At 65.3% G+C, this 19,366-nt stretch carries 19 protein-coding genes and 1 pseudogene; 11 read left to right on the top strand and 9 right to left on the bottom strand.

The annotated features are described in order from the left end of the window. Window positions 1-17 precede the first annotated feature (17 nt). Window positions 18-791, top strand: coding sequence for an SDR family NAD(P)-dependent oxidoreductase (locus ACVWY5_RS19455; RefSeq protein ID WP_028336378.1), 774 nt, complete (start codon window positions 18-20; stop codon window positions 789-791). A gap of 214 nt (window positions 792-1,005) precedes the next feature. Continuing rightward, window positions 1,006-1,164 (top strand): hypothetical protein, encoded by a 159-nt coding sequence (locus ACVWY5_RS19450; RefSeq protein WP_092078167.1) that lies wholly within the window; start codon window positions 1,006-1,008, stop codon window positions 1,162-1,164. Window positions 1,165-1,221: 57 nt separating this feature from the next. On the opposite strand, the gene ACVWY5_RS19445 is transcribed toward ACVWY5_RS19450, so the two are convergent. After that, window positions 1,222-1,830, bottom strand: a complete 609-nt coding sequence (locus tag ACVWY5_RS19445) for an FMN-dependent NADH-azoreductase (RefSeq protein WP_028336377.1) — start codon at window positions 1,828-1,830, stop codon at window positions 1,222-1,224. 99 nt (window positions 1,831-1,929) lie between these two features. Here ACVWY5_RS19445 and ACVWY5_RS19440 point away from each other — a divergent pair, with 99 nt between their 5' ends. Then, window positions 1,930-2,334, top strand: coding sequence for a winged helix-turn-helix transcriptional regulator (locus ACVWY5_RS19440; RefSeq protein ID WP_028336376.1), 405 nt, complete (start codon window positions 1,930-1,932; stop codon window positions 2,332-2,334). A gap of 151 nt (window positions 2,335-2,485) precedes the next feature. On the opposite strand, the gene dprA is transcribed toward ACVWY5_RS19440, so the two are convergent. After that, a complete protein-coding gene (dprA, locus tag ACVWY5_RS19435) occupies window positions 2,486-3,601 on the bottom strand; it encodes a DNA-processing protein DprA (RefSeq protein ID WP_028336375.1) in 1,116 nt (371 codons plus the stop codon). A gap of 136 nt (window positions 3,602-3,737) precedes the next feature. Between dprA and ACVWY5_RS19430 the strand changes: the two genes are divergently transcribed. After that, entirely contained in the window at window positions 3,738-4,976 is a 1,239-nt protein-coding gene (locus ACVWY5_RS19430) for an amidase (RefSeq protein WP_028336374.1), read from the top strand. A 103-nt stretch (window positions 4,977-5,079) separates the two neighbouring features. Here the strand turns inward: ACVWY5_RS19430 and plsY are convergent, their stop codons facing one another. The 3 genes from plsY to ACVWY5_RS19415 form a co-directional block, all read right to left on the bottom strand. Beyond that, on the bottom strand, window positions 5,080-5,676 hold the full coding sequence (gene plsY / locus ACVWY5_RS19425; protein WP_028336373.1) for a glycerol-3-phosphate 1-O-acyltransferase PlsY: 597 nt from the start codon (window positions 5,674-5,676) through the stop codon (window positions 5,080-5,082). A 224-nt stretch (window positions 5,677-5,900) separates the two neighbouring features. Continuing rightward, window positions 5,901-7,202, bottom strand: coding sequence for a dihydroorotase (locus tag ACVWY5_RS19420; protein WP_028336372.1), 1,302 nt, complete (start codon window positions 7,200-7,202; stop codon window positions 5,901-5,903). Between the two features lie 5 nt (window positions 7,203-7,207). Continuing rightward, complete coding sequence (locus ACVWY5_RS19415) at window positions 7,208-8,161, bottom strand: aspartate carbamoyltransferase catalytic subunit (protein WP_026192854.1); 954 nt, start codon at window positions 8,159-8,161, stop codon at window positions 7,208-7,210. A gap of 268 nt (window positions 8,162-8,429) precedes the next feature. On the opposite strand from ACVWY5_RS19415, the gene ACVWY5_RS19410 reads away from it, so the two are divergent. From ACVWY5_RS19410 to ACVWY5_RS19380, 7 genes are all read left to right on the top strand, one after another. Continuing rightward, window positions 8,430-9,164, top strand: coding sequence for a M15 family metallopeptidase (locus tag ACVWY5_RS19410; protein ID WP_028336371.1), 735 nt, complete (start codon window positions 8,430-8,432; stop codon window positions 9,162-9,164). 229 nt (window positions 9,165-9,393) lie between these two features. Further along, window positions 9,394-9,807 (top strand): hypothetical protein, encoded by a 414-nt coding sequence (locus tag ACVWY5_RS19405; protein WP_028336370.1) that lies wholly within the window; start codon window positions 9,394-9,396, stop codon window positions 9,805-9,807. A gap of 32 nt (window positions 9,808-9,839) precedes the next feature. Beyond that, window positions 9,840-10,292 (top strand): hypothetical protein, encoded by a 453-nt coding sequence (locus tag ACVWY5_RS19400; protein WP_028336369.1) that lies wholly within the window; start codon window positions 9,840-9,842, stop codon window positions 10,290-10,292. Between the two features lie 160 nt (window positions 10,293-10,452). Further along, window positions 10,453-12,096, top strand: coding sequence for an isovaleryl-CoA dehydrogenase (locus ACVWY5_RS19395; protein ID WP_028336368.1), 1,644 nt, complete (start codon window positions 10,453-10,455; stop codon window positions 12,094-12,096). Window positions 12,097-12,106: 10 nt separating this feature from the next. After that, on the top strand, window positions 12,107-12,880 hold the full coding sequence (locus ACVWY5_RS19390; protein ID WP_028336367.1) for a CPBP family intramembrane glutamic endopeptidase: 774 nt from the start codon (window positions 12,107-12,109) through the stop codon (window positions 12,878-12,880). Between the two features lie 245 nt (window positions 12,881-13,125). Then, entirely contained in the window at window positions 13,126-14,337 is a 1,212-nt protein-coding gene (locus ACVWY5_RS19385; RefSeq protein WP_028336366.1) for an ABC transporter substrate-binding protein, read from the top strand. A 351-nt stretch (window positions 14,338-14,688) separates the two neighbouring features. Continuing rightward, the gene (locus ACVWY5_RS19380; RefSeq protein WP_283087586.1) at window positions 14,689-15,807 is read left to right on the top strand and encodes a GNAT family N-acetyltransferase; all 1,119 of its coding nucleotides are present in this window, start codon (window positions 14,689-14,691) and stop codon (window positions 15,805-15,807) included. 78 nt (window positions 15,808-15,885) lie between these two features. Here ACVWY5_RS19380 and ACVWY5_RS19375 read toward each other — a convergent pair. The 4 genes and pseudogenes from ACVWY5_RS19375 to ACVWY5_RS19360 form a co-directional block, all read right to left on the bottom strand. After that, window positions 15,886-16,601, bottom strand: a pseudogene (locus ACVWY5_RS19375) (IS5 family transposase). A 116-nt stretch (window positions 16,602-16,717) separates the two neighbouring features. Next, a complete protein-coding gene (locus tag ACVWY5_RS19370) occupies window positions 16,718-17,644 on the bottom strand; it encodes an AEC family transporter (protein ID WP_028333813.1) in 927 nt (308 codons plus the stop codon). Between the two features lie 2 nt (window positions 17,645-17,646). Beyond that, window positions 17,647-18,129 carry a Holliday junction resolvase RuvX gene (gene ruvX, locus ACVWY5_RS19365; protein WP_028333814.1) on the bottom strand — a complete coding sequence of 161 codons (483 nt, stop codon included), beginning with the start codon at window positions 18,127-18,129 and terminating at the stop codon, window positions 17,647-17,649. A 237-nt stretch (window positions 18,130-18,366) separates the two neighbouring features. Continuing rightward, entirely contained in the window at window positions 18,367-19,257 is an 891-nt protein-coding gene (locus ACVWY5_RS19360) for a LysR family transcriptional regulator (RefSeq protein WP_028333815.1), read from the bottom strand. Between the last annotated feature and the right edge of the window lie 109 nt (window positions 19,258-19,366).

Here is a 19,366-nt window from a genome sequence, read left to right as displayed (position 1 = left end):
ACCAATTGGAGGCGGACATGAGACTGGCGAACAAGACGGCGTTGATCACCGGCGGCAACAGCGGCATCGGGCTCGCGACAGCGAAGCTGTTCGTGGCGGAGGGCGCCAAGGTCGTCATCACCGGGCGCAACAAGGAGACGCTTGCGGCGGCATCCAGGGAGCTCGGGCCGAACGCGCTCGCGGTGGCGGCCGATGCCACCGACGTCGCGGCGCTGGAAGCCGCGGTGAAGCAGGGCACCGAGAAGTTCGGCAAGTATGACGTGCTGTTCGCCAATGCCGGCATTCCCGGCCAGACGCCGGTCGGCGGCACCACGCTGGCCGCATTCGAGAATGTGATCCGGACCAATCTCACCGGTGTGTTCTTCACGGTGCAGGCGGTCGCGCCGTATCTCAACGACGGCGCATCGATCATTCTCAACGGCTCGGTGATTTCCGTGCTCGGCAATCCCGGCTACTCGGCCTATGCCGCGAGCAAGGCCGGCGTGCGCGCGATGGCGCGGGTGATGGCGTCAGAATTCTCGCCGCGCAACATCCGCGTCAACGTGGTTGCGCCGGGTGCCGTGCGCACGCCGATCTGGGGCGCGGCGATCGCGACGCCCGAGGCCGAGAAGACATTTGAGCAGCGGATCGGCAAGACCACGCCGCTCGGGCGGATCGGCGAGCCCGATCACATTTCAAAGACCGTGCTATTCCTGGCGTCGGACGACGCCGCGCATGTGCAAGGGCAGGAGCTGTTCATCGACGGCGGTGCAACCGCATCACCGGCGGGCGCGCCGATCTATCGCGGATAATTTGTTTCTCATTGTATCGAACGGCCGGTGTGAAGCGTTTCATACCGGCCGATTTCGTTTGCGACTATCATCGCGCAATAGTTTGTTGTCTGAGCATGATCTTTCCGGAAAACCGCTTCGCACTTTTCCGGATCATGCTTGAACCTTTGACGTACTCGCCGGACTCTTGAATGGGCGGGGGATTTTTCACCACGGAATCATTTGGAGTGCCGCCATGCCGAAAGCAGCTCGCATTTCGACGTCGATCCCGGTTTCGCCCGCATCCGAAAGTTCAGATACGACGCAGTTCGTGACGGTCGCGCTGTTCTCCGGCATCGGCCTGTTGATTTCGCTGGTCGCCGTCATCCTCGGCATTCAGGGCGTCTGGTTCTGAGTTCCTCCACCTGAACGGCCTGCCGCCGCCGGGCGATGGCAGGCGCTTTGAATCACATCAGGCTGCGTTCAGATTGCCGGCGGCCTGCAGCGCGCCCGCAACCGCCTTTTCGCGATGCTCGGGGCCGACCTGGATGCCGTCGGCGGGGATGAACTCAACATTCCTGACGCCGATGAAGCCGAACACACCGCGCAGGTAGGTCTCGAGGTGCTCGAGCGCGGCCATCGGCGTGTCGGCGCCGTAATAGCCGCCGCGCGAGATCGCGATGATGACGCGCTTGTTGCCGGCCAGTCCCTCGACGCCGCCGGCGCCATACTTGAAGGTCTTGCCCGCAACCAGGATGCGGTCGATCCAGGCCTTGAGCTGGCTCGGAATCGTGAAATTGTACATGGGCGCGCCGATCACGACGATGTCGGCGGCGAGGAACTCGTCCAGCACGGCCTGGCCGGTCGCGATGTCGTCGCGCACCGACGGGTCCGGCGCCGCGCCCTGGCTGGCGGCGAGGTGCAGGCCGGAGAGGTGGGCGAGCGGGGTCTGGCTGAGGTCGCGGTAGCTGACGACGAGGCCGGGATCGGCCTGGCGCAGCCGCTCGACGGCGGCGGCGGAGACCTGGCGGCTGACGGAGTGGGGGCCGAGGACCGAGGAATCGATGTGCAGAAGTTTCATGGCAGAGGTCACCTTTGGTATAGGTTTGTAACTGGCGCTATATGAGTGACTGCCCTAAATCTCCGCAAGAACGCACATTTTTGAAACCCGAGCACAGAAATGAGACCCGAGAACATCGATGTGACTGCTCCGCCGCCGCGGCCCAGCCCCGACCACAGCGATTGCCGCGCGGTCGCCTCCGTGCTGGCGCGGGTCGGCGACAAATGGAGCGTGTTCGTGATCATGATGCTGATCGACGGGCCGAAGCGCTTCAACGAGTTGAAGCGCATGATCAATGGTATCTCGCAGCGGATGCTGACGCTCACGCTGCGCGGGCTGGAGCGCGACGGCCTGGTGACGCGCACGGTGTTTCCGACCATCCCGCCGCGGGTCGACTATGAGCTGACCGATCTCGGCCGCGGACTGGCGGCACCCGTGAAGGCGCTCGGCCAGTGGGCGTTCGCGCATCTGCCGGAGATTGAAGGCGCGCGAAACGACTTCGATGCGCGGAATAGGGAAGGCTGAAACGTGTTGTCCGTTACCCTGAGGAGGCCGCAACGCGGCCGTCTCGAAGGGGCGACGGCCACCAGCGGGGGCCGTCCGTCCTTCGAGACGCCTGCTGCGCGGCTCCTCAGGATCACGGTGACGGATTGGCGTAAGCCGTCAAGCCGGAGCACTAAATCAGCGACACCAGCCCGCCGCCGTGGCGTTCGAGCCTGCCGGCGAGCTCGAGCTCAAGCAGCACGGCGCGCACAACGGCCGGCGACACGTCGGCCATCCGGATCAGATCGTCGATGCTGATCGGGCTCGGTCCGAGCAGATCGATGATGCGGGCGCGATCGCCGCTGTCAGTGGCAAAGTCCAGCGGCTCGTCGTCCTCGCGCAAGCCAGGCATCACCGGCCGTTCCATGATCGGCGTGACCGCGCTGATGACGTCGGCGGCTTCGGTGACCAGCGTGGCGCCTTGCTTGATCAGGTCGTTGGCGCCGGCGGCGCGCGGATCAATCGGCGAGCCCGGCACCGCGAACACCTCGCGGCCCTGTTCGGCCGCCATCCGCGCCGTGATCAGCGAACCCGAGCGGTGCGCCGCCTCGACGATCACGACGCCGAGCGAGGCGCCCGAGATCAAACGGTTGCGGCGCGGGAAGTCGCGCGCCCGCGGCACATGGCCGAGCGGCATCTCCGAGATCGCCGCGCCGTGTTCGAGGAGGGCGGCCAGCAGATCCTCGTGCTCCGGCGGGTAGATCCTGTCGTGGCCGCCGGCGAGCACGGCGACCGTGCCGCTGGCAACGGTGGCGCGGTGAGCTGCCTGATCGATGCCGCGGGCGAGGCCCGAGATCACGACAAAGCCGGCGTCACCGAGATCGCGCGCGAGCTGGCCGGCAAATTTCAGCCCGGCGCCGGAGGCGTTGCGCGAGCCGACGATCGCGATCATCGGCCGCATCAGGGTGTCGCGCGCGCCGCGCACGGCAAGCAGCGGCGGCGCATCGTCGATGGTGGCAAGCCGCGCCGGATAATGCGCTTCCTCCGGCGCGACGAGATCGATGCCGAATTTGCGGCAGGCTGCGAGCTCTGCCGCAGCGTCGGCCTCGCTGCAGATGCGTCCGGGGCCGGAGGCGCCGCCGCGGCGCGCGAGGTCAGGCAGGCGCTCCAGCGCGTGCGCCGCATCGCCAAAATGGCGGAGCAGCGATGCAAAGGTGCGCGGGCCGACATTGTCGGAGCGGATCAGCCGCAGGCGGTTGAGCCGTTCGGTGTCGGTGAGTTTTGGAGGGCTGGGCGAGCGGTCATGCATGCGGGGCTTAGCTTCGCCCAACCTGAGATTGTGATCAACTGCGACATTGGCGCAGCCGCGCGCGACGCGCTAAAAGCGCTTGGCAAGAAGCTGCCAAAAAACCGTCAAGAACCATCAAGAAACAGGACGTCTGCCGATGATTTCGCTTGCCGATCTCCAACACCGCATCGCCTCCGGCGAATTGTCCACCGATGCCGCCATCACGCAGACGCGGGACGCCATCGCGGCGCGGGACAGAACCATCGGCGCCTTCGTTCGCCTCGACGAGACGGCGCGTGCGCAACAGGCCGGGCCGCTGCGCGGGATTGCGGTCGGTATCAAGGACATCATCGATACCGCTGACCTCCCGACCGAGATGGGCGCCGCGATCTATCGCGGGCATCAGCCGCGCGCCGATGCGCCGGTGGTGATGGCGCTGAAGCAGGCCGGCGCCACCATCATCGGCAAGACCACGACGACGGCATTCGCGGCGAACGATCCGACCGCAACGCTCAATCCGCACAATCACGCGCACACGCCGGGCGGCTCGTCGTCGGGTTCGGCCGCCGCGGTCGCGGCCGGGATGATCCCGCTGGCGCTCGGCACGCAGACCGGCGGTTCGGTGATCCGGCCGGCGTCGTTCTGTGGCGTCGCCGCGATCAAGCCGAGCTACCGCCTGCTGCCGACCGTCGGCGTGAAATGCTTCTCCTGGACGCTCGACACCGTCGGGCTGTTCGGCGCCGGCGTGCGCGACGTCGCGCTGGGGCTCGCTGCGATGACTAGGCGGCCTGAGCTGGTGGGGCCGTCGAAGGTTTCCGCGCCGCGCATCGGCGTGGTGACGCAGGCCTTCGCCGGTTCGCCGGAACCTTCCGGCGCGGAGGCGTTGCAGAAGGCCGCGCGTGCGGCGGAGCAGGCGGGTGCGACCGTGCGCGAGCTCGCGATGCCCGAGGTCGTCGCGGAGGCGTGGCGGATCCATCCGGTGGTGCAGGAGTTCGAGGCGCATCAGTCGTTCGCCTGGGAATACGGCCAGAACTACGATGCGATGCCGCCGCTCCTGCGCGGCCGGCTCGACGAGAGCAAGGGCGGCACGCCGGCGGAATACGACGCGGCGATGGCCGTCACGCTGCGCGCGCGGCAGGCGCTGGCCACGATCCTCTCGGAGGTCGACGTGCTGCTGACGCTGTCGGCGCCGGGCGCGGCACCCGAGGGTTTGGCGTCGACCGGCGATCCCCGTTACAACCGGCTCTGGACCTTGATGGGCGTGCCTTGCGTCAACGTGCCGACGCTGGCCGCCGAGGGCGGATTGCCGGTCGGCGTGACCGTGATCGCGGGTTTTGGCGATGATGCGAAGGCGCTGGCGGCGGCGAGCTTTGTCGAGGACGCGCTGAGGAAATAGGCCTCGTCATTCCGGGCGATGCGCAGCATCGAACCCGGAATCTCGCGCCACAACCTCTGGATTCCGGGCTCATCGCTGACGCGATGCCCCGGAATGACTGACGTCACTTCCGCTCGCCGATCTTGCCCTCGGTGCCGGCCTGCAGGCGCTGGATGTTCTCGCGGTGCATGTAGAACAGCAGCAGCGTCAGCACGGCGAACAGCGAGGCGAGCGCGTTGTGGCCGAACCACCACAGGAACAGCGGCGTCACGAACGCGGCGATCAGCGCCGACAGCGACGAGTAGCGGGTGGTGTAGGCGGTGCCGAGCCAGATCACGGCGAAGATCAGCGCCGCCGGCCAGAACAGGCCGAGCAGCACGCCGATATAGGTCGCGACACCCTTGCCGCCGCGAAATTTGAGCCAGACCGGGAAGAGGTGGCCGAGGAAAGCCCCCAGCGCCGCCAGCATCGCCGCGTTCGGGCCATCGATGGTGCCGGCGATGATGACGGCGACGGTGCCCTTCAGCATGTCGCCGAGCAGCGTCGCCGCGGCGAGGCCCTTGCGGCCGGTGCGCAGCACATTGGTGGCGCCGATATTGCCCGAGCCGACTGTGCGCAGATCCTGCGTGCCGGCCATCCTGGTCAGCACCATGCCGAACGGGATCGAGCCCAGCAGGTAGCCAATCAAGAAAGCGAGCGGCAGCAGCCCATCAGCAGACATCGCGGTGGTTCCCTGGATCGGTCCCACCCAAACGGGGCAGTGCCGTCAATGAAATATTAACCATAAATGCGCACCATGGCCTTGGTAATGAGGGAGCTTATCATGGCTTCTGTTCGCAGGCGGCTGGAGCAGTTTTTCTTTGTCGTTTACGTCGCGGCCATCGTCGTTGGCACAACGATGGAAGCGATGTCGCAACTCGCGTCGCGCTGAGTTCCACCCCAGTTTCAGACGTGCTCGTACACGGTCCGCCCGCCGACGATCGTCCGCGTCACGCGGCCCGAGAAGCGGGCGTCGTCGAACGGCGTATTTTTGCACAGTGATTTGAGATCGTCGCGGTCGAGCACCCAGGGCGTGTCGGCGTCGATCACGATGACGTCGGCCGGTGCACCTGCGCGCAGCGTGCCACCGGCCAGGCCGAGCAGCTCCGCCGGCCGCGTCGACATCGCCCGGATCAGCGTCTTGAAGTCCATCTCGCCATTGTGGATCAGCCGCAGCGCCGCCGGCAGCATGGTCTGCAGGCCGACTGCGCCGCTCGCCGCTTCCGCGAACGGCAGCCGCTTGACCTCGACGTCCTGCGGATTGTGGTCGCTCATCACGACGTCGATCAGCCCGGAGGCCAGCGCTGCGACCAGCGCCTTGCGGTCTTCCTCGGTGCGCAGCGGCGGCGCCAGCTTGAGGAAGGTGCGGTAGGGGCCGATGTCGTTCTCGTTCAGCGTCACGTGGTTGATCGAGACCGAGGCCGAGACATTGTGGCCGGCGTCGCGGGCGCGCTTGAGGATCTCCAGCGACTCGATCGAGGTCAGCGAGGCTGCGTGATAGCGCCCGCCGGTCAAGCCTGCGAGCCGCATGTCGCGCTCGAGCATGATCGACTCGGCCGCGGTGGGAATGCCGGCAAGGCCGAGCCTTGTGGCGAATTCGCCCTCGTTCATCACGCCTTCGCCCACCAGATGCGGGTCCTCGGTGTGATGCACGATCAGCGCGTCGAAATCGCGCGCATAGGTCAGCGCGCGCCGCATCACCTGGGCGTTGGTGACGCTGCGGTCGCCGTCGGTGAAGGCGACGGCGCCGGCGGCCTTGAGCAGGCCGATCTCGGTCATCTCCTGGCCCTGCATGCCCTTGGTCAGCGCCGCCATCGGATGGATGTTGACGATCGCGGTGTCGCGGGCGCGGCGCAGCACGAAGTCGACGGTCGCGGAATTGTCGATCACCGGCGAGGTGTCGGGCTGGCAGATGATGGTGGTGATGCCGCCGGCCGCGGCGGCTTGGCTGGCGGAGGCGAAAGTCTCGCGATGGCTGGCGCCGGGCTCGCCGACAAAGGCGCGCATGTCGATCAGGCCGGGGGCCACGATCTTGCCGGCGCAATTGACGATGTCGGTGCCTTCGGGGACGCCGGCGGCGCCGATGCCGCGCTTGGCGTCACGGATCACGCCGTCGGCGATCAGAACATCGCCCGGACCGTCGAAATCGCGCGACGGATCGATGACGCGGGCGTTGGCGAGCAGGATGGGGCGGCGATCGGTCAGCATCGGTCTCACGCGTTCGGCAGGTTGCGGGCGAGCGCTTCCAGCACCGCCATGCGCACTGCCACACCCATTTCGACTTGTTCACGGATCAGCGACTGCGCGCCGTCGGCGACGAAGGTGTCGATCTCGACACCGCGGTTCATCGGGCCCGGATGCATCACCAGCGCGTCCGGCTTGGCATAGCCGAGCTTCTTCTGGTCGAGGCCGAAATAGTGGAAATACTCGCCCGAGGAGGGCACGAAGGAGCCGTTCATGCGCTCGCGCTGCAGCCGCAGCATCATCACGATGTCGGCGCCGTTCAGCCCCTCGCGCATGTCGCGCGCGACCTCGACGCCCATCCGCTCGATGCCGGGCGGCAGCAGGGTGGAGGGGGCCACCACGCGGACGCGGGCGCCCATGGTGTTGAGCAGGAAGATGTTGGAGCGCGCCACCCGCGAATGCAGCACGTCGCCGCAGATCGCGATCGTCAGCCCCTCGAGCCGGCCCTTGTTGCGGCGGATCGTCAGGGCGTCGAGCAGCGCCTGGGTCGGGTGCTCGTGGCTGCCGTCGCCGGCATTGATCACGGAACCGTCAACCTTGCGTGCCAGGAGCTCGACCGCGCCGGAGGCGTGGTGGCGTACCACCAGGATGTCCGGGTGCATCGCGTTCAGCGTCACCGCGGTGTCCATCAACGTCTCGCCCTTGCGGGTCGACATCGACGACACCGACATGTTCATGACGTCGGCGCCCAGGCGTTTTCCGGCGATCTCGAACGAGGACTGGGTCCGGGTCGAGGCCTCGAAGAACAGATTGACCTGGGTACGGCCGCGCAGGCTGGCGCGCTTCTTGTCGACCTGGCGGTTGAGCTCGACATACTCCTCGGAGAGGTCGAGCAGGCCCGTGATGTCGTCAGCGGAAAGGCCCTCGATGCCCAGCAGATGCCGGTGACCGAGGACAAAAGTCGATTTCAACGATGGGGTCATTAAAGCGAGAGCTATAGGCGCGGATGGCCGGTGGGGCAAGCGCGAAGAGGGCTCGCGGGAGTTTTCCCCGAGTAAGATGTCGTTGCCTTCTCGGCGGTCCTGCCGGGGCTCGCCGCGGGACATCCGCGCCTTGCTTTTGCGGGGTTTTCCGGAACAAGACGTGGATGGCCGGGCATAGGCGGAGCGGCAGCGACGCCGTCCTCCTGACGGGCTATACCCGGCCGTGACGCCGGAGCGAGACCTCGTGAAAATTGTCGTGATCGCATGGATGACCATCGCGTTGATCCCGGGGGCGATCTCGCCTGCCTTCGCTCAGAACCTGCCCGGCGACTTCGCGTTCCTCCGCAACATCGATCCGACCATCATTCAGGACATCCGCTACGCCGCCGCGAACAATTTCATGGGCCGGCCGCTCGCGGGCTATGGCGCGGCGGAATGCGTGGTGAAGCGGGAGGTCGGACTCAGGCTCAAGGCCGTGCAGCAGGAACTGGCCCGGCAAAGACTGTCGCTGAAGATGTTCGATTGCTACCGGCCGGCCCGTGCCGTGGCCGACATGGTGGCGTGGTCGAAAAACGGCACCGAGAGCGCCGCCGAGCGGCGCTACAACCCGGCCTTCTCGAAGGCCGACCTGTTCCGCCTCGGCTACATCGCCACCCATTCGGGGCATTCGACAGGGGCCGCGGTCGATCTCACGCTGGTCGATCTTGGCGCCGACAATTCGCGCAAGTTCGATCCGGCCAGGGACTATGCCGACTGCACCGCGCCGGCCGCCGCGCGTGCCCCGGAGGGCAGCGTCGACATGGGCACCGGCTACGATTGTTCCGACGTGAAGGCCCACACCGCGGCCGGCTCGATCACGCCGGCGCAGAGACGCTGGCGCACCAAGCTGGTCGCGGCGATGGCCCGTCAGGGGTTCGCGAACTATGCCAAGGAATGGTGGCACTTTTCGCTGCCGGGGGCAGGCGGGCCGGCCTACGACTTCCCGATCGTCCGGGCGCGCTAGAGCGTTTTCGAGCGAAGTGGACGCCGGTTCGCGTGAAGAAAACGCGTCAGAACAAGAGACTAGAGCTTCGATTCTGATTCAATCAGAACCGAAGCTCCTGCGCAGGATTTTCCTCAAATCCGAAGCATTTTCGCAAGACGACGCTTGCCATCGCAAAAGTAGCCGAGCGCACTTTCAACACTCCTTAATTGTGGCCGTATGAAGTGCGGGCAACACGGGAGCATGCAGCATGCGTTTCGCAGCCATTGCAATTGTTGTCGTCGGCGTCGCCGGCGTCTTGATCTACGATCGACACGACAAGAGCGCGAACTATCAGCGCGTCGATGCCCGCATCAGCGGCGTCAGCGAGCAATGCTATCTGGAAAAGGTCGAGCGCGGCGTCATCACCAAGACGACGTCGACCTCCGACCTGACCCGTTGCGAGATTGCCGAGCTGCTGCGCAAGGAGCATCCGAAGTGGCAGGGTTATGACGTGAAGCACAAGATCGAGGTGAAGGTCGTCTATGTCTCGCCGGTCGACGGGGCCACGCACCAGTCGAGCCTGCAGATGTCCTATTTGCCCAATGGCAAGCCGCTGCGCGCCGGGGATGTGTTTCCTGTGCTCGCCTCCAAGACCAAGGCGGACAAGACGCGTTCGATCTGACCGACGCGGTTCGACAGGACGGAAGCACAACCATGCGCCTTGGCCTCTACGCTATGATCGCTGTCGCCGTCGCGAGCTTCTATGTCTATAGCGAGCTCGACAAGCGGTTGAACTTCCGGCCGATCGACGCGCGCGTCAGCAGCGTCAAGGAACAATGCTACATGGAGAAGACCGAGGGGTCGCGAAGCTCGACCTCCGATCTGTTGCCGTGCGAGCTTACCGACCTTCTGGCGCGCCATCATCCGAAATGGCAGGGCGCCGACATCAAGCACAAGATCGAGATTCGGTTTGCCTACATCTCGCCGGTGGACGGCGCCGCGCATGAGTCCAACCTGCAGTTGGCGGCCTATCCCGATAACCGGCAATTGAGCAGCGGCGACATTTTTCCGGTCCAGGCTTCCAGGAAGGAGGCGAACCGGACCCGCGTCAATGACTGGGTCGACCGCTGGCTCGGCCGCCACGCGCCCAAGCGCGCAAGCGTCTAAAGCATAGAAGCATCTGGCGGACGTGTACTTTTCGCTGCCCCGCGCCGGCTCGCAGGCTTATGATCCTCCGATTCCATTGCGCCGCGGCTGGCCCGTGATCCCGGCCGGGGAAGGCCTGTTGTCCAGGCCGCATGCGTGCAGACCAGTTGCCGAGGAGACCATGACGCAGGCTCCGTTTGCCACCCACGACGTCTTCAACCAGTCGCCGCCGTTCGAAAATGTCGACCTGTTCACGGTGGACGCGCCGCTCGCCGCGGCGGTCGCTGCCAATGGCGGGGAGGCGGCAACGGCTGAGCTGTCCGATTTCGGCAAGCAGTGGGGATCCGCTGCCATGGCGGAGCGCGGCCGCGTTGCCAACGAGAACACGCCGAAGCTGCGGCTGTTCGATGCCAGGGGCAATCGCCGCGACGAGGTCGAGTTTCACCCGGCCTATCACGAGCTGATGGCGCACTCCGCGCATGCCGGCGTGCACAACTCGACCTGGAGCGCCGACGGCAAGCCGGCCGGCGGGGCGGCCGAGGTGGTGCGCGCGGCAAGGTTCTACATCGCTTCCCAGGTCGAGACCGGCCATCTCTGCCCGATCACGATGACGCGCGCCTCGGTCGCGGCGCTGGCCTCGCAGCCGGATATTCTGGCGAAGACGATGCCGGTGATCGGAACGCGCGCCTACGACCCCAGCTTTGCGCCATGGTGGACCAAGCGCGGCATGACTCTCGGCATGGGCATGACCGAAAAGCAGGGCGGCACGGATGTGCGCGCCAACATGACGCGCGCCGAGCGCGACGGCGAGGCCTGGCGCATCACCGGGCACAAATGGTTCATGTCGGCGCCGATGTGCGACGCCTTCCTGGTGCTGGCGCAGACGATGAATGGGCTGAGCTGCTTCTTCATGCCGCGCTTTGCGCCCGACGGCACGGTCAACGCAATCCGCTTCCAGCGCCTGAAGGACAAGCTCGGCAACCGCTCCAATGCTTCGTCGGAGGTCGAATTCCACGGCGCTTATGCCGAGCTGATCGGCGAGGAGGGCAAGGGCATCCGCACCATCATCCAGATGGTGCAGCTGACGCGGCAGGATTGCGCGATCGCATCCGCCGGGCTGATGCGCTCGGGGCTGGCGCACGCGCTCCATCACGCGCGGCATCGCAGCGTGTTCCAGAAACACCTCGCCGACCAGCCGCTGATGCAGGCGGTGCTGTCGGACATGGCGCTGCATGTCGAGGCGTCGATCGCGCTGGTGATGCGGCTCTGCCGTGCTTTCGATCGCGCGCCGGCCGATGCGGGCGAGGCCGCCTATATGCGGCTGCTGACGCCGGCGATCAAATACTGGACCTGCAAGAGCGCGCCCGGCTTCCTCTATGAGGCAATGGAGTGCCTCGGCGGCAATGGCTATGTTGAGGAAGGCATTTTGGCGCGCCACTACCGGGAGTCGCCGGTCAACGCAATCTGGGAGGGGTCCGGCAACGTGATGTGCCTCGACGTGCTGCGCGCACTCGGCCGCGAGGCTGACGCCGCACTCGCCGTGCTGCGCGCGCTCGCCGAGGAGACCAAGGGCCTGCCGGGCGCCGCCGAGGCCGTTGGCTCGATCGGGCAGTCGTTCCGCCGGCTGGACAGCGAGCGCGTCGCGCGGCTTGCGGTCGAGCAGCTGGCGCTCCTGGCGGCAACTGCGGCGCTCAACCAGGTCTCGCCGAAAAACGCCGAGCTGTTGGCGGCGACACGGCTTGCCGAACGCCACGCCGGGATGTACGGCGCGGTGGACTTATCCGATACCGATCAGCGCGCGCTGCTGGCGCGGGCGCTGCCATGAAGGTTTGCTGATGGACGCACTCAATCCCGATACTTCGCCATCGGCTGTCGAACCGCCGCCGCTCCCCCCGCGGGTCTGGAAATTCTGGGGCACCGCACTGTGGGGCCTTTTGATTTTCGCCGCGATGTTCGTCGGCCAGGTCACGGTCATCGTCTGGCGCATCGTCGCGCAGGGCGGGGAGGTGTCGACGGCCGGCATCACCCACGTGGTCGCCGACGGCCTGACGATCTCGCTCTCGGTCCTCGCCGGCCTGCCGATGGTGTTGCTGGTGCTGTGGTTCGCGATCCGCAGGACCCGGATCCCGTTCGCCGATTATCTCGGGCTGCGCGGGACGTCGTGGAAGAACGTGATCATCGGCGTCGTCGCGCTCGTCGTACTGGTCGGGGCCTGGGACATGGTGTCCCGCGCCGCCGGCCGCGAGGTGTCGCCGGGCTTCATGGGCGACGTGCTGAAATCGGCGCAGGAGCACAGCGCACTGTGGCTCCTGATGATCGCCTTCGCCGTGGCCGCGCCGCTCTGGGAGGAACTGTTCGCACGCGGCTGGCTCTACCGCGGCTGGTCGGAATCCGCGCTCGGACCCTATGGCGCGATCCTGCTGTCGTCGATCGTCTGGACCGTGATGCACCTGCAATACGACTGGTTCTTCCTCTGCCAGGTGCTGACGATCGGCCTCCTGTTCGGCTATTTGCGTTTCCGCACCGGCTCGACCTGGCTGACCATCCTGCTGCACGGGCTGAACAATTTCGCGGCGACGATCCAGACCTGGTGGCTGGCGGGATCGTAACGCCCTGTCCAATTGCTAGCAGCCAACAGGTCGCGCGGACGCGCGCGCGATGACAGGTTCCGCGACGGAGCAATCGACGTCTTTGCACGCGGAAAGATGGATTGCTCCGCTTCGCTCGCAATGGCGGGAGTGTGGACCAAGGGGATGTCGGTGCCCCCGTCGGAGTGCTATGATCCAGATCAATGAATGAGCGCGGGCCGGTCCGAAACTAGGCAGCGGCGGCTGCCGTCGTGCGAGCTCTTCTCATGGCTATCTTGATCCGAGCAATCCTGGCCGGCGTCGTCGCGCTGGCGTCTCTCGGCGCCATCACGCAGCAGGTGCGCGACCAGGGCGTTACCGACACCGAAATCCGGATCGGCAATGTCATGCCGTATAGCGGCGCGCTGGAGATTTTCGGCCAGATCGGCAAGGCGGAAGCCGCCTATTTCGAGATGATCAACGAACGCGGCGGCATCAATGGCCGCAAGATCCGCTTCATGTCCTATGACGATCTGTCGGATCCCTCCAACGCCATGGATCTCACGCGCATTCTGGTCGAAACCGACAATGTGCTCTTGATGTTCGGTTCGTTCGGCACGCCGGGGAATCTCGCGGTGCGGAAGTATCTCAACGAACGGAAGATCCCCCAGCTTTTCGTTGCTTCCGGCGATCACGAGCTCAGCGAGCCGGCGGCCTATCCGTGGACCATGGGCTGGCAGCCCTCGTATCGCGAGGAAGGGCGCATCTACGCCAACTACATCCAGGCGTTCTATCCCGGCAAGAAAATCGTGGCGCTTTGGGAGAATGACCAGTTCGGGCGCGAATTGTTCAAGGGACTGGTGCAGGGGCTGGGCGACGTCGCCCACAACATCAGGGTCGACATCGCCTATGATGTCGACGATCAGCACCTGGACGGCCACGTCTCGATCCTGAAGCAATCGGGCGCCGAGGTCTTTGTGTTTGCCGGAGTACCGGAAAATGCCGCCAAGGTGATCCGCGCGGCGGCCGACCACGGTTGGCGGCCGGTGTTCGTCGTGAACCAGATGGCGTCATCGATCGAGACGGTGCTCAAGCGGGCCGGCACGGAGAATGCGACCGGCGTCATCACCGCCGCGTTCCTGAAGGATGCGAGCGATCCGGCCTGGAGAGCGGAGCAGGGCGCCTGGTACAGCTTCCTGGACAAGTATACCAAAGCCGGCGGCAAGGATGACGCGGCCGCAGTCTACGGCTATGCCGCCGCCGAAACGATGGTCGAGGTGCTCAGGCAATGCGGCAACGACCTGTCGCGCGAGAATGTCATGAAGCAGGCCGCGGCGCTCAGGGATTATCAGGCGTCCGCCTTGCTCCCCGGCATCAAGATCAACACCGCTCAGTTCCGACCGGTCGAGCAATTGCGGTTGCTTCAGTTCGATGGCCGTAGCTGGCAGCCGATCGGGGATGTGCTCGATACGGCGTTCGCCGGTTCGGCCGGGAAATAGCGGCGATCAGGAGAAGCCGTACAAGCCGCGCCCAATCGTTGCTGGCCCTCGCTCTTGCTGAAGCGCAAGGGCGAGTTGTGGTGTTACGTCGCTGGGACCGGCGGGCCGGTCTATTGCGGGAGGGCGCGCCGCTCGGCGCCGACGGGGCTTCGAAGGAGACGCGATTTCGAAAGTAATGACTTGTTGCGCGGATGGCACAGGAGCCCGCGTCCAAATCAGGTACATTGATACTGTATTGAAAGACTTTTCATCACCCGGAGCATTGCGTTGGCGTCAGACGCAGTCAGTCTGGCTGATACAACAAGCGTAGCGGACGCGGCAGCTGCTACAGCGCCTTTTCGCGTAAAGATCGTGACGCGCGACGAAATCGCCGGTTGTCCCGCTTGGGCTGCCAGCTTCGCCGACTTGCGCAAGGATCACCGCTACTACGAAATCCTGGAGGATACGCTCCGCGAGCGCGTCGAGTACCGGTACTTCGCGATCATCGACCGGGCAGGCTGTCTCCATGCCGTCCAGCCGTTTTTTCTGCTCGACCAGGACATTCTCGAAGGACTTGGAGCGCAATGGCAGCCGCTGCTGGCGCGCATCCGAGGCGTCGTTCCCGGGTTTCTCAAAATGCGAACCCTGATGGTCGGATGTTTCGCCGGGGAAGGGCATCTTGCCGGATCAAGCACGGTGCCATCCGGCAAGATCGCCGAGATTCTTTGCGGGGAAATCGTCACTCTCGCACGATCATGCCGGGCGCAGCTCATCGTCCTGAAGGAATTCCCCGCGCGCTACCGGCCGGTGCTGGATTGCTTCGTCCGGCGCGGCTTCGCCCGCGCGCCCAGCATGCCGATGACGGCGCTCAATATCGAGCACGACGACTTCGATGCCTACATGCAAAATGCGCTGCCGCGGTCGGCGCGCTGGCAGCTCCGCAAGAAATTCAAGGCAACCGACGGTGAAACCATAGCTCTTACCGTCACTGACGACGCAAGGGATGCCGTCGACGAGATCTATCCGCTCTACCTGCAGGTCTTCGACCGTTCGAAATTCCGTTTCGAAAAACTGACAGCCGACTATCTCCGCCGGCTCGGCAGCGACATGAAGGACAAGGTCCGCTTCTTCATCTGGCGCCGTGGCGGGAAGGTGATCGCCTTCAGCCTTTGCATGGTGGAAGGCGACAGTCTGTTCTGGGAGTATGTCGGCCTCGACTATGCTGTCGCACTCGACCTTCATCTTTATTACTACACCATTCGCGACATGATGAATTGGGCGATCGCCAACGGTTACAGGTGGCTTCGAAGCACGGGTCTCAGCTACGAACCGAAATTCCGGATGCGGCATGACCTCGATCCGCTCGACCTCTATGTGCGGCTTCGCTCTCCGCTTCCGAACGCGATCTTCAGGCTCCTGTTGCCCTGGATAGTTCCGGCCCGCTATGACAAGACCCTGCGCAAGTTCGCGAACTATCGCGAAGTCTGGTAGCAACCGATAGGCGCGGCGCCATGCTGCCTCGGCTCCAGTCAAGTCCGATTGGGTACGCCCTCTAGGTGGTGTTGACACTTATCGCATCCATAGGACGATTGCAGCGAGCGTGACGATGGCTCGGTAATTTCGGGCGGTCTTTTCGAAGCGGGTTGCGACGCGACGGAACTGCTTGAGCTTGCTGAAGCAGCATTCCACGAGGTGGCGCTGGGCATAGAGATGCTTGTCGAGCGGATGTTTGAGGGCTCGCGAGGGGTTGTTGGGGATGACGGCGATCGCGCCTTTGGCTGCGATGGCCTGGCGCAAATGATCGGCGTCATAGGCTGCATCGGCCATGACGACCTCGGCGGGCAATCCCTCGATCAACGTGGCGGCTTGCGGGGCATCGCCCTTCTGGCCTGCGGTGAGGGTGAACCGCACGGGACATCCCAAACCTCGAACGGCCATATGTATCTTGGTGCTCAAGCCGCCGCGCGAGCGCCCGATCGCTTGATCTTCAGACCCCCTTTTTTTGCCCCGGCGGCGTGCTGATGCGCCCGGACGATGGTGGAATCGACGATCAAATATTCGAAGTCCGGATCATCGGACATCGCCTCGAAGATCCGCAACCAGACACCCTTGGTGCTCCATCGACTGAAGCGCCGGAACACGCTGTTCCAATCCCCAAACGCCTCCGGAAGATCACGCCAGGGAGAGCCCGTGCGAACGATCCAGAGCACCCCTTCCACGAACATCCGGTTGTCGCGTCCGGTCGAACCTTTCTGGTCGGGCCGGCCAATGATGAGCGGCGCCATGCGCTCCCAAGCCGCGTCGCTCAACACCAAACGATCCATCACACCCAAGGCCGCCTCCCAAAAGAAGCCTTGAATCTGATTTGGCCTCAAAAGGGAATCCCTAGAGTCCACACCGCCTAAAGCCCCACCGCGGCGATCACGATCGGCATCGTGATCGCGGCCAGGATCGTCTGCAGCGTGATGATCTGGGCGAGCAGCGGCGCGTCGCCGCCCATCTGGCGCGCCAGCACATAGGCTGACGGCGAGGTCGGCACCGCGGCGCAGGCCGCGACGATGGCGAGATCGGGCCCGGTAACGCCGAACCACACCGCGAGCGCGACGGTCAGGACGGGCATCAGCACGAGTTTCAGCACCAGCGCGATGCTCGCGGCGAGGCTGGGCCGGAGGATGCCTTCCAGATGCAGCCCGGCCCCGGTGACGAGCAGGCCGATCGCCAGCGACGATCCGCCGAGCGCGTCGGCGACGTCATACCAGATCTGTGGCAGCGGGATGTGCACGACATTGATGACGAGCCCGATGACGCAGGCCCAGATCAGCGGGTTCTTCACGACAGTCATCACGATGGCGCCGGTCGAACGCTTTGCGGACGAGGCATAATTCGCCAGCACGGCGACGCTGAACACATTGACCAGCGGGATGATTGCGACCATCGCGACCGAAGCCAGCGCGAGGCCTGTACTGCCATACAGATTGCGCGATACCGACAGCGCGACATAGGTCTGCCAGCGGGTCGCGCCCTGGAAGATCGAGGTGAAGGCGGGACCGTCGACGCCGGAGCGTGCCAGCGGGCCGCGCAGCGCGAGGCAGAACAGCGACATCACCAGCGCCGCAAGCAGCAGCGCGCCGCCGACGCCCGCGACCGGCACCTTGGTCAGGTCGGCCTTCAACAGTGTCTGCACCAGGAGCACCGGGAACAGCACGTAATAGGTCAGCCGCTCCAGCCCGTGCCATTGCGTATCGAGCGGCATCAGCGTGCGCTTGAGGACGAAGCCGAGCACGATCAAGAGGAACACCGGCAGCAGCGCCGCGATCACCACGGCCATGGTCAGCGCTCCCCGCGCAGCTTCGCGAGCCGGTCCAGTGCGCCCTGCAGGATGAAGATCGCGGCGTGCTCGTCGATCACCTCGGCGCGCCGGGCGCGGCTGACGTCCATCCCGATCAGTTCGCGCTCGACCGCCGCGGTCGAGAGCCGCTCGTCCCACAGCCCGATCGCAAGCGCAGTGAGGCCGGCGAGGTTGCGGGCAAACGCCCGGGTCGATTGCGCGCGCGGGCCTTCGCTGCCGTCCATGTTGATCGGCAGCCCGAGCACGAAGCCGACGGCATTGCGTTCGGCGGCGATCGCGAGCAGCCGCGGCGCGTCGACCTTGAACTGCTTGCGCTGGATGGTCTCGACGCCGGTCGCCAGCCGCCGGTCCGGATCGGAGGCGGCGACCCCGATGGTCTTGGTGCCGAGGTCGAGGCCGACAAGCGCGCCGCGCTCGGGCCAGTGCGGCGCAGCTTCGATCAGGGGAAGGATGGGGGCGGGCATGGCGCTAGTGTCCCGAATCCGAAGTTCGCATCATTTGCCGCACCTTCGGAGCGAACTTCGGATTCGATAAGGACACTAGCAAACTTATGATTCTAGTGTGCTTTATGAATGCGAAGTTCGTGAAAGTGGCTGCCGCGAAATCGCACGAACTTCGCATTCAGCACACTAGCGCTTAGCACGCACCCGCGCGCCGAGGCAAAGCCCGGCACTGCCGTGGTGTCCATGCGAAAACGCCGGTCAGGCGGCGATCACCCGCTCGTCGCCACCTAGGCACGCGGCCAGCCCCTGCAACGCGCTGTACTGATGCGCGGTGCGGCGCTGGATGAACAGCGTCTCGACATGCGCATGCTGCGGATTGAGCTTGTGGATGTTGATGTCGCGCTGGACGTGATCGCGCTCGACGACGGCGCGCGGCAGCAGGGTGACGCCCATGTCGGCGGCGACGCAGCCGACCATGCCGTCGAGCGTGCCGAACTCGAAGCGGACCGCCGACGGCCAGCCGAATTCGGTGAACACCTGTTCGAGACGCTGCCGGTAGGTGCAGCCGGTGCGGAACACCAGCGCGGTCGGGCCCGACTCCGGCGTGCCGGCGCGCAAGGCGGCCAGCGATTTCCAGCGCTGCGCGGTGACCAGCACCAGTTCCTCGGTGAAGGCTGATGTCGCTGACAGTTCGGCATGCTCGATCGGACCGGCGACGAAGGCGCCGTCGAGCGAGCCGTCGAGCACGGCGGCAACGAGGTCTGCGGTCGGCGCGGTGCGCAAGGTCAGGCGCACCGCTGGATAGCGGCGATGAAACTCGGCGAGCAGCGTCGGCAGCCGCACCGCGGCAGTGGTTTCCATCGAGCCGATCGACAGCGGACCCTTCGGCTCGCCATCGTCGCGCGCGGCGAGCACGGCTTCGCGCGACAGCGCCGCCATGCGCTGTGCATAAGGCAACAGGCGGCGGCCGGCGCCGGTCAGCGACATGCCGCGGCTGTGGCGCTCGAACAGCGCGGTCCCGATCTCGGCCTCCAGCGCCTTGATGCGCTGGGTGACGTTCGACTGCACGGTGTTCAGCTCGTCGGCGGCCCGGGTGATGCCGCCCAGCCGGGCGACCGTGGAAAAGGTGAGCAGGTCGGTCAATTCCATCTGGGATCACCGTTCTGATTTAGAGATGGTAGCGATCTCTAGTATTCATTATCCGAGAATGTTAGGCCCGCTTAGGCTGTAAGTCCAGAACAGCAAGTTCAGAACAGGG

Source organism: Bradyrhizobium sp. USDA 3256 (assembly GCF_054058275.1).
The sequence above is the reverse complement of the archived record's forward strand: the minus strand, read 5'-3'. Positions and strand labels throughout refer to the sequence as shown.

Bases quoted from the DNA above. Each gene is read 5' to 3' on its own strand.
- ACVWY5_RS19455 (WP_028336378.1), top strand. From the start codon at position 18: ATGAGACTGGCGAACAAGACGGCGTTGATCACCGGCGGCAACAGCGGC.
- ACVWY5_RS19450 (WP_092078167.1), top strand. From the start codon at position 1,006: ATGCCGAAAGCAGCTCGCATTTCGACGTCGATCCCGGTTTCGCCCGCA.
- ACVWY5_RS19445 (WP_028336377.1), bottom strand. From the start codon at position 1,830: ATGAAACTTCTGCACATCGATTCCTCGGTCCTCGGCCCCCACTCCGTC.
- ACVWY5_RS19440 (WP_028336376.1), top strand. From the start codon at position 1,930: ATGAGACCCGAGAACATCGATGTGACTGCTCCGCCGCCGCGGCCCAGC.
- dprA (WP_028336375.1), bottom strand. From the start codon at position 3,601: ATGCATGACCGCTCGCCCAGCCCTCCAAAACTCACCGACACCGAACGG.
- ACVWY5_RS19430 (WP_028336374.1), top strand. From the start codon at position 3,738: ATGATTTCGCTTGCCGATCTCCAACACCGCATCGCCTCCGGCGAATTG.
- plsY (WP_028336373.1), bottom strand. From the start codon at position 5,676: ATGTCTGCTGATGGGCTGCTGCCGCTCGCTTTCTTGATTGGCTACCTG.
- ACVWY5_RS19420 (WP_028336372.1), bottom strand. From the start codon at position 7,202: ATGCTGACCGATCGCCGCCCCATCCTGCTCGCCAACGCCCGCGTCATC.
- ACVWY5_RS19415 (WP_026192854.1), bottom strand. From the start codon at position 8,161: ATGACCCCATCGTTGAAATCGACTTTTGTCCTCGGTCACCGGCATCTG.
- ACVWY5_RS19410 (WP_028336371.1), top strand. From the start codon at position 8,430: ATGACCATCGCGTTGATCCCGGGGGCGATCTCGCCTGCCTTCGCTCAG.
- ACVWY5_RS19405 (WP_028336370.1), top strand. From the start codon at position 9,394: ATGCGTTTCGCAGCCATTGCAATTGTTGTCGTCGGCGTCGCCGGCGTC.
- ACVWY5_RS19400 (WP_028336369.1), top strand. From the start codon at position 9,840: ATGCGCCTTGGCCTCTACGCTATGATCGCTGTCGCCGTCGCGAGCTTC.
- ACVWY5_RS19395 (WP_028336368.1), top strand. From the start codon at position 10,453: ATGACGCAGGCTCCGTTTGCCACCCACGACGTCTTCAACCAGTCGCCG.
- ACVWY5_RS19390 (WP_028336367.1), top strand. From the start codon at position 12,107: ATGGACGCACTCAATCCCGATACTTCGCCATCGGCTGTCGAACCGCCG.
- ACVWY5_RS19385 (WP_028336366.1), top strand. From the start codon at position 13,126: ATGGCTATCTTGATCCGAGCAATCCTGGCCGGCGTCGTCGCGCTGGCG.
- ACVWY5_RS19370 (WP_028333813.1), bottom strand. From the start codon at position 17,644: ATGGCCGTGGTGATCGCGGCGCTGCTGCCGGTGTTCCTCTTGATCGTG.
- ruvX (WP_028333814.1), bottom strand. From the start codon at position 18,129: ATGCCCGCCCCCATCCTTCCCCTGATCGAAGCTGCGCCGCACTGGCCC.
- ACVWY5_RS19360 (WP_028333815.1), bottom strand. From the start codon at position 19,257: ATGGAATTGACCGACCTGCTCACCTTTTCCACGGTCGCCCGGCTGGGC.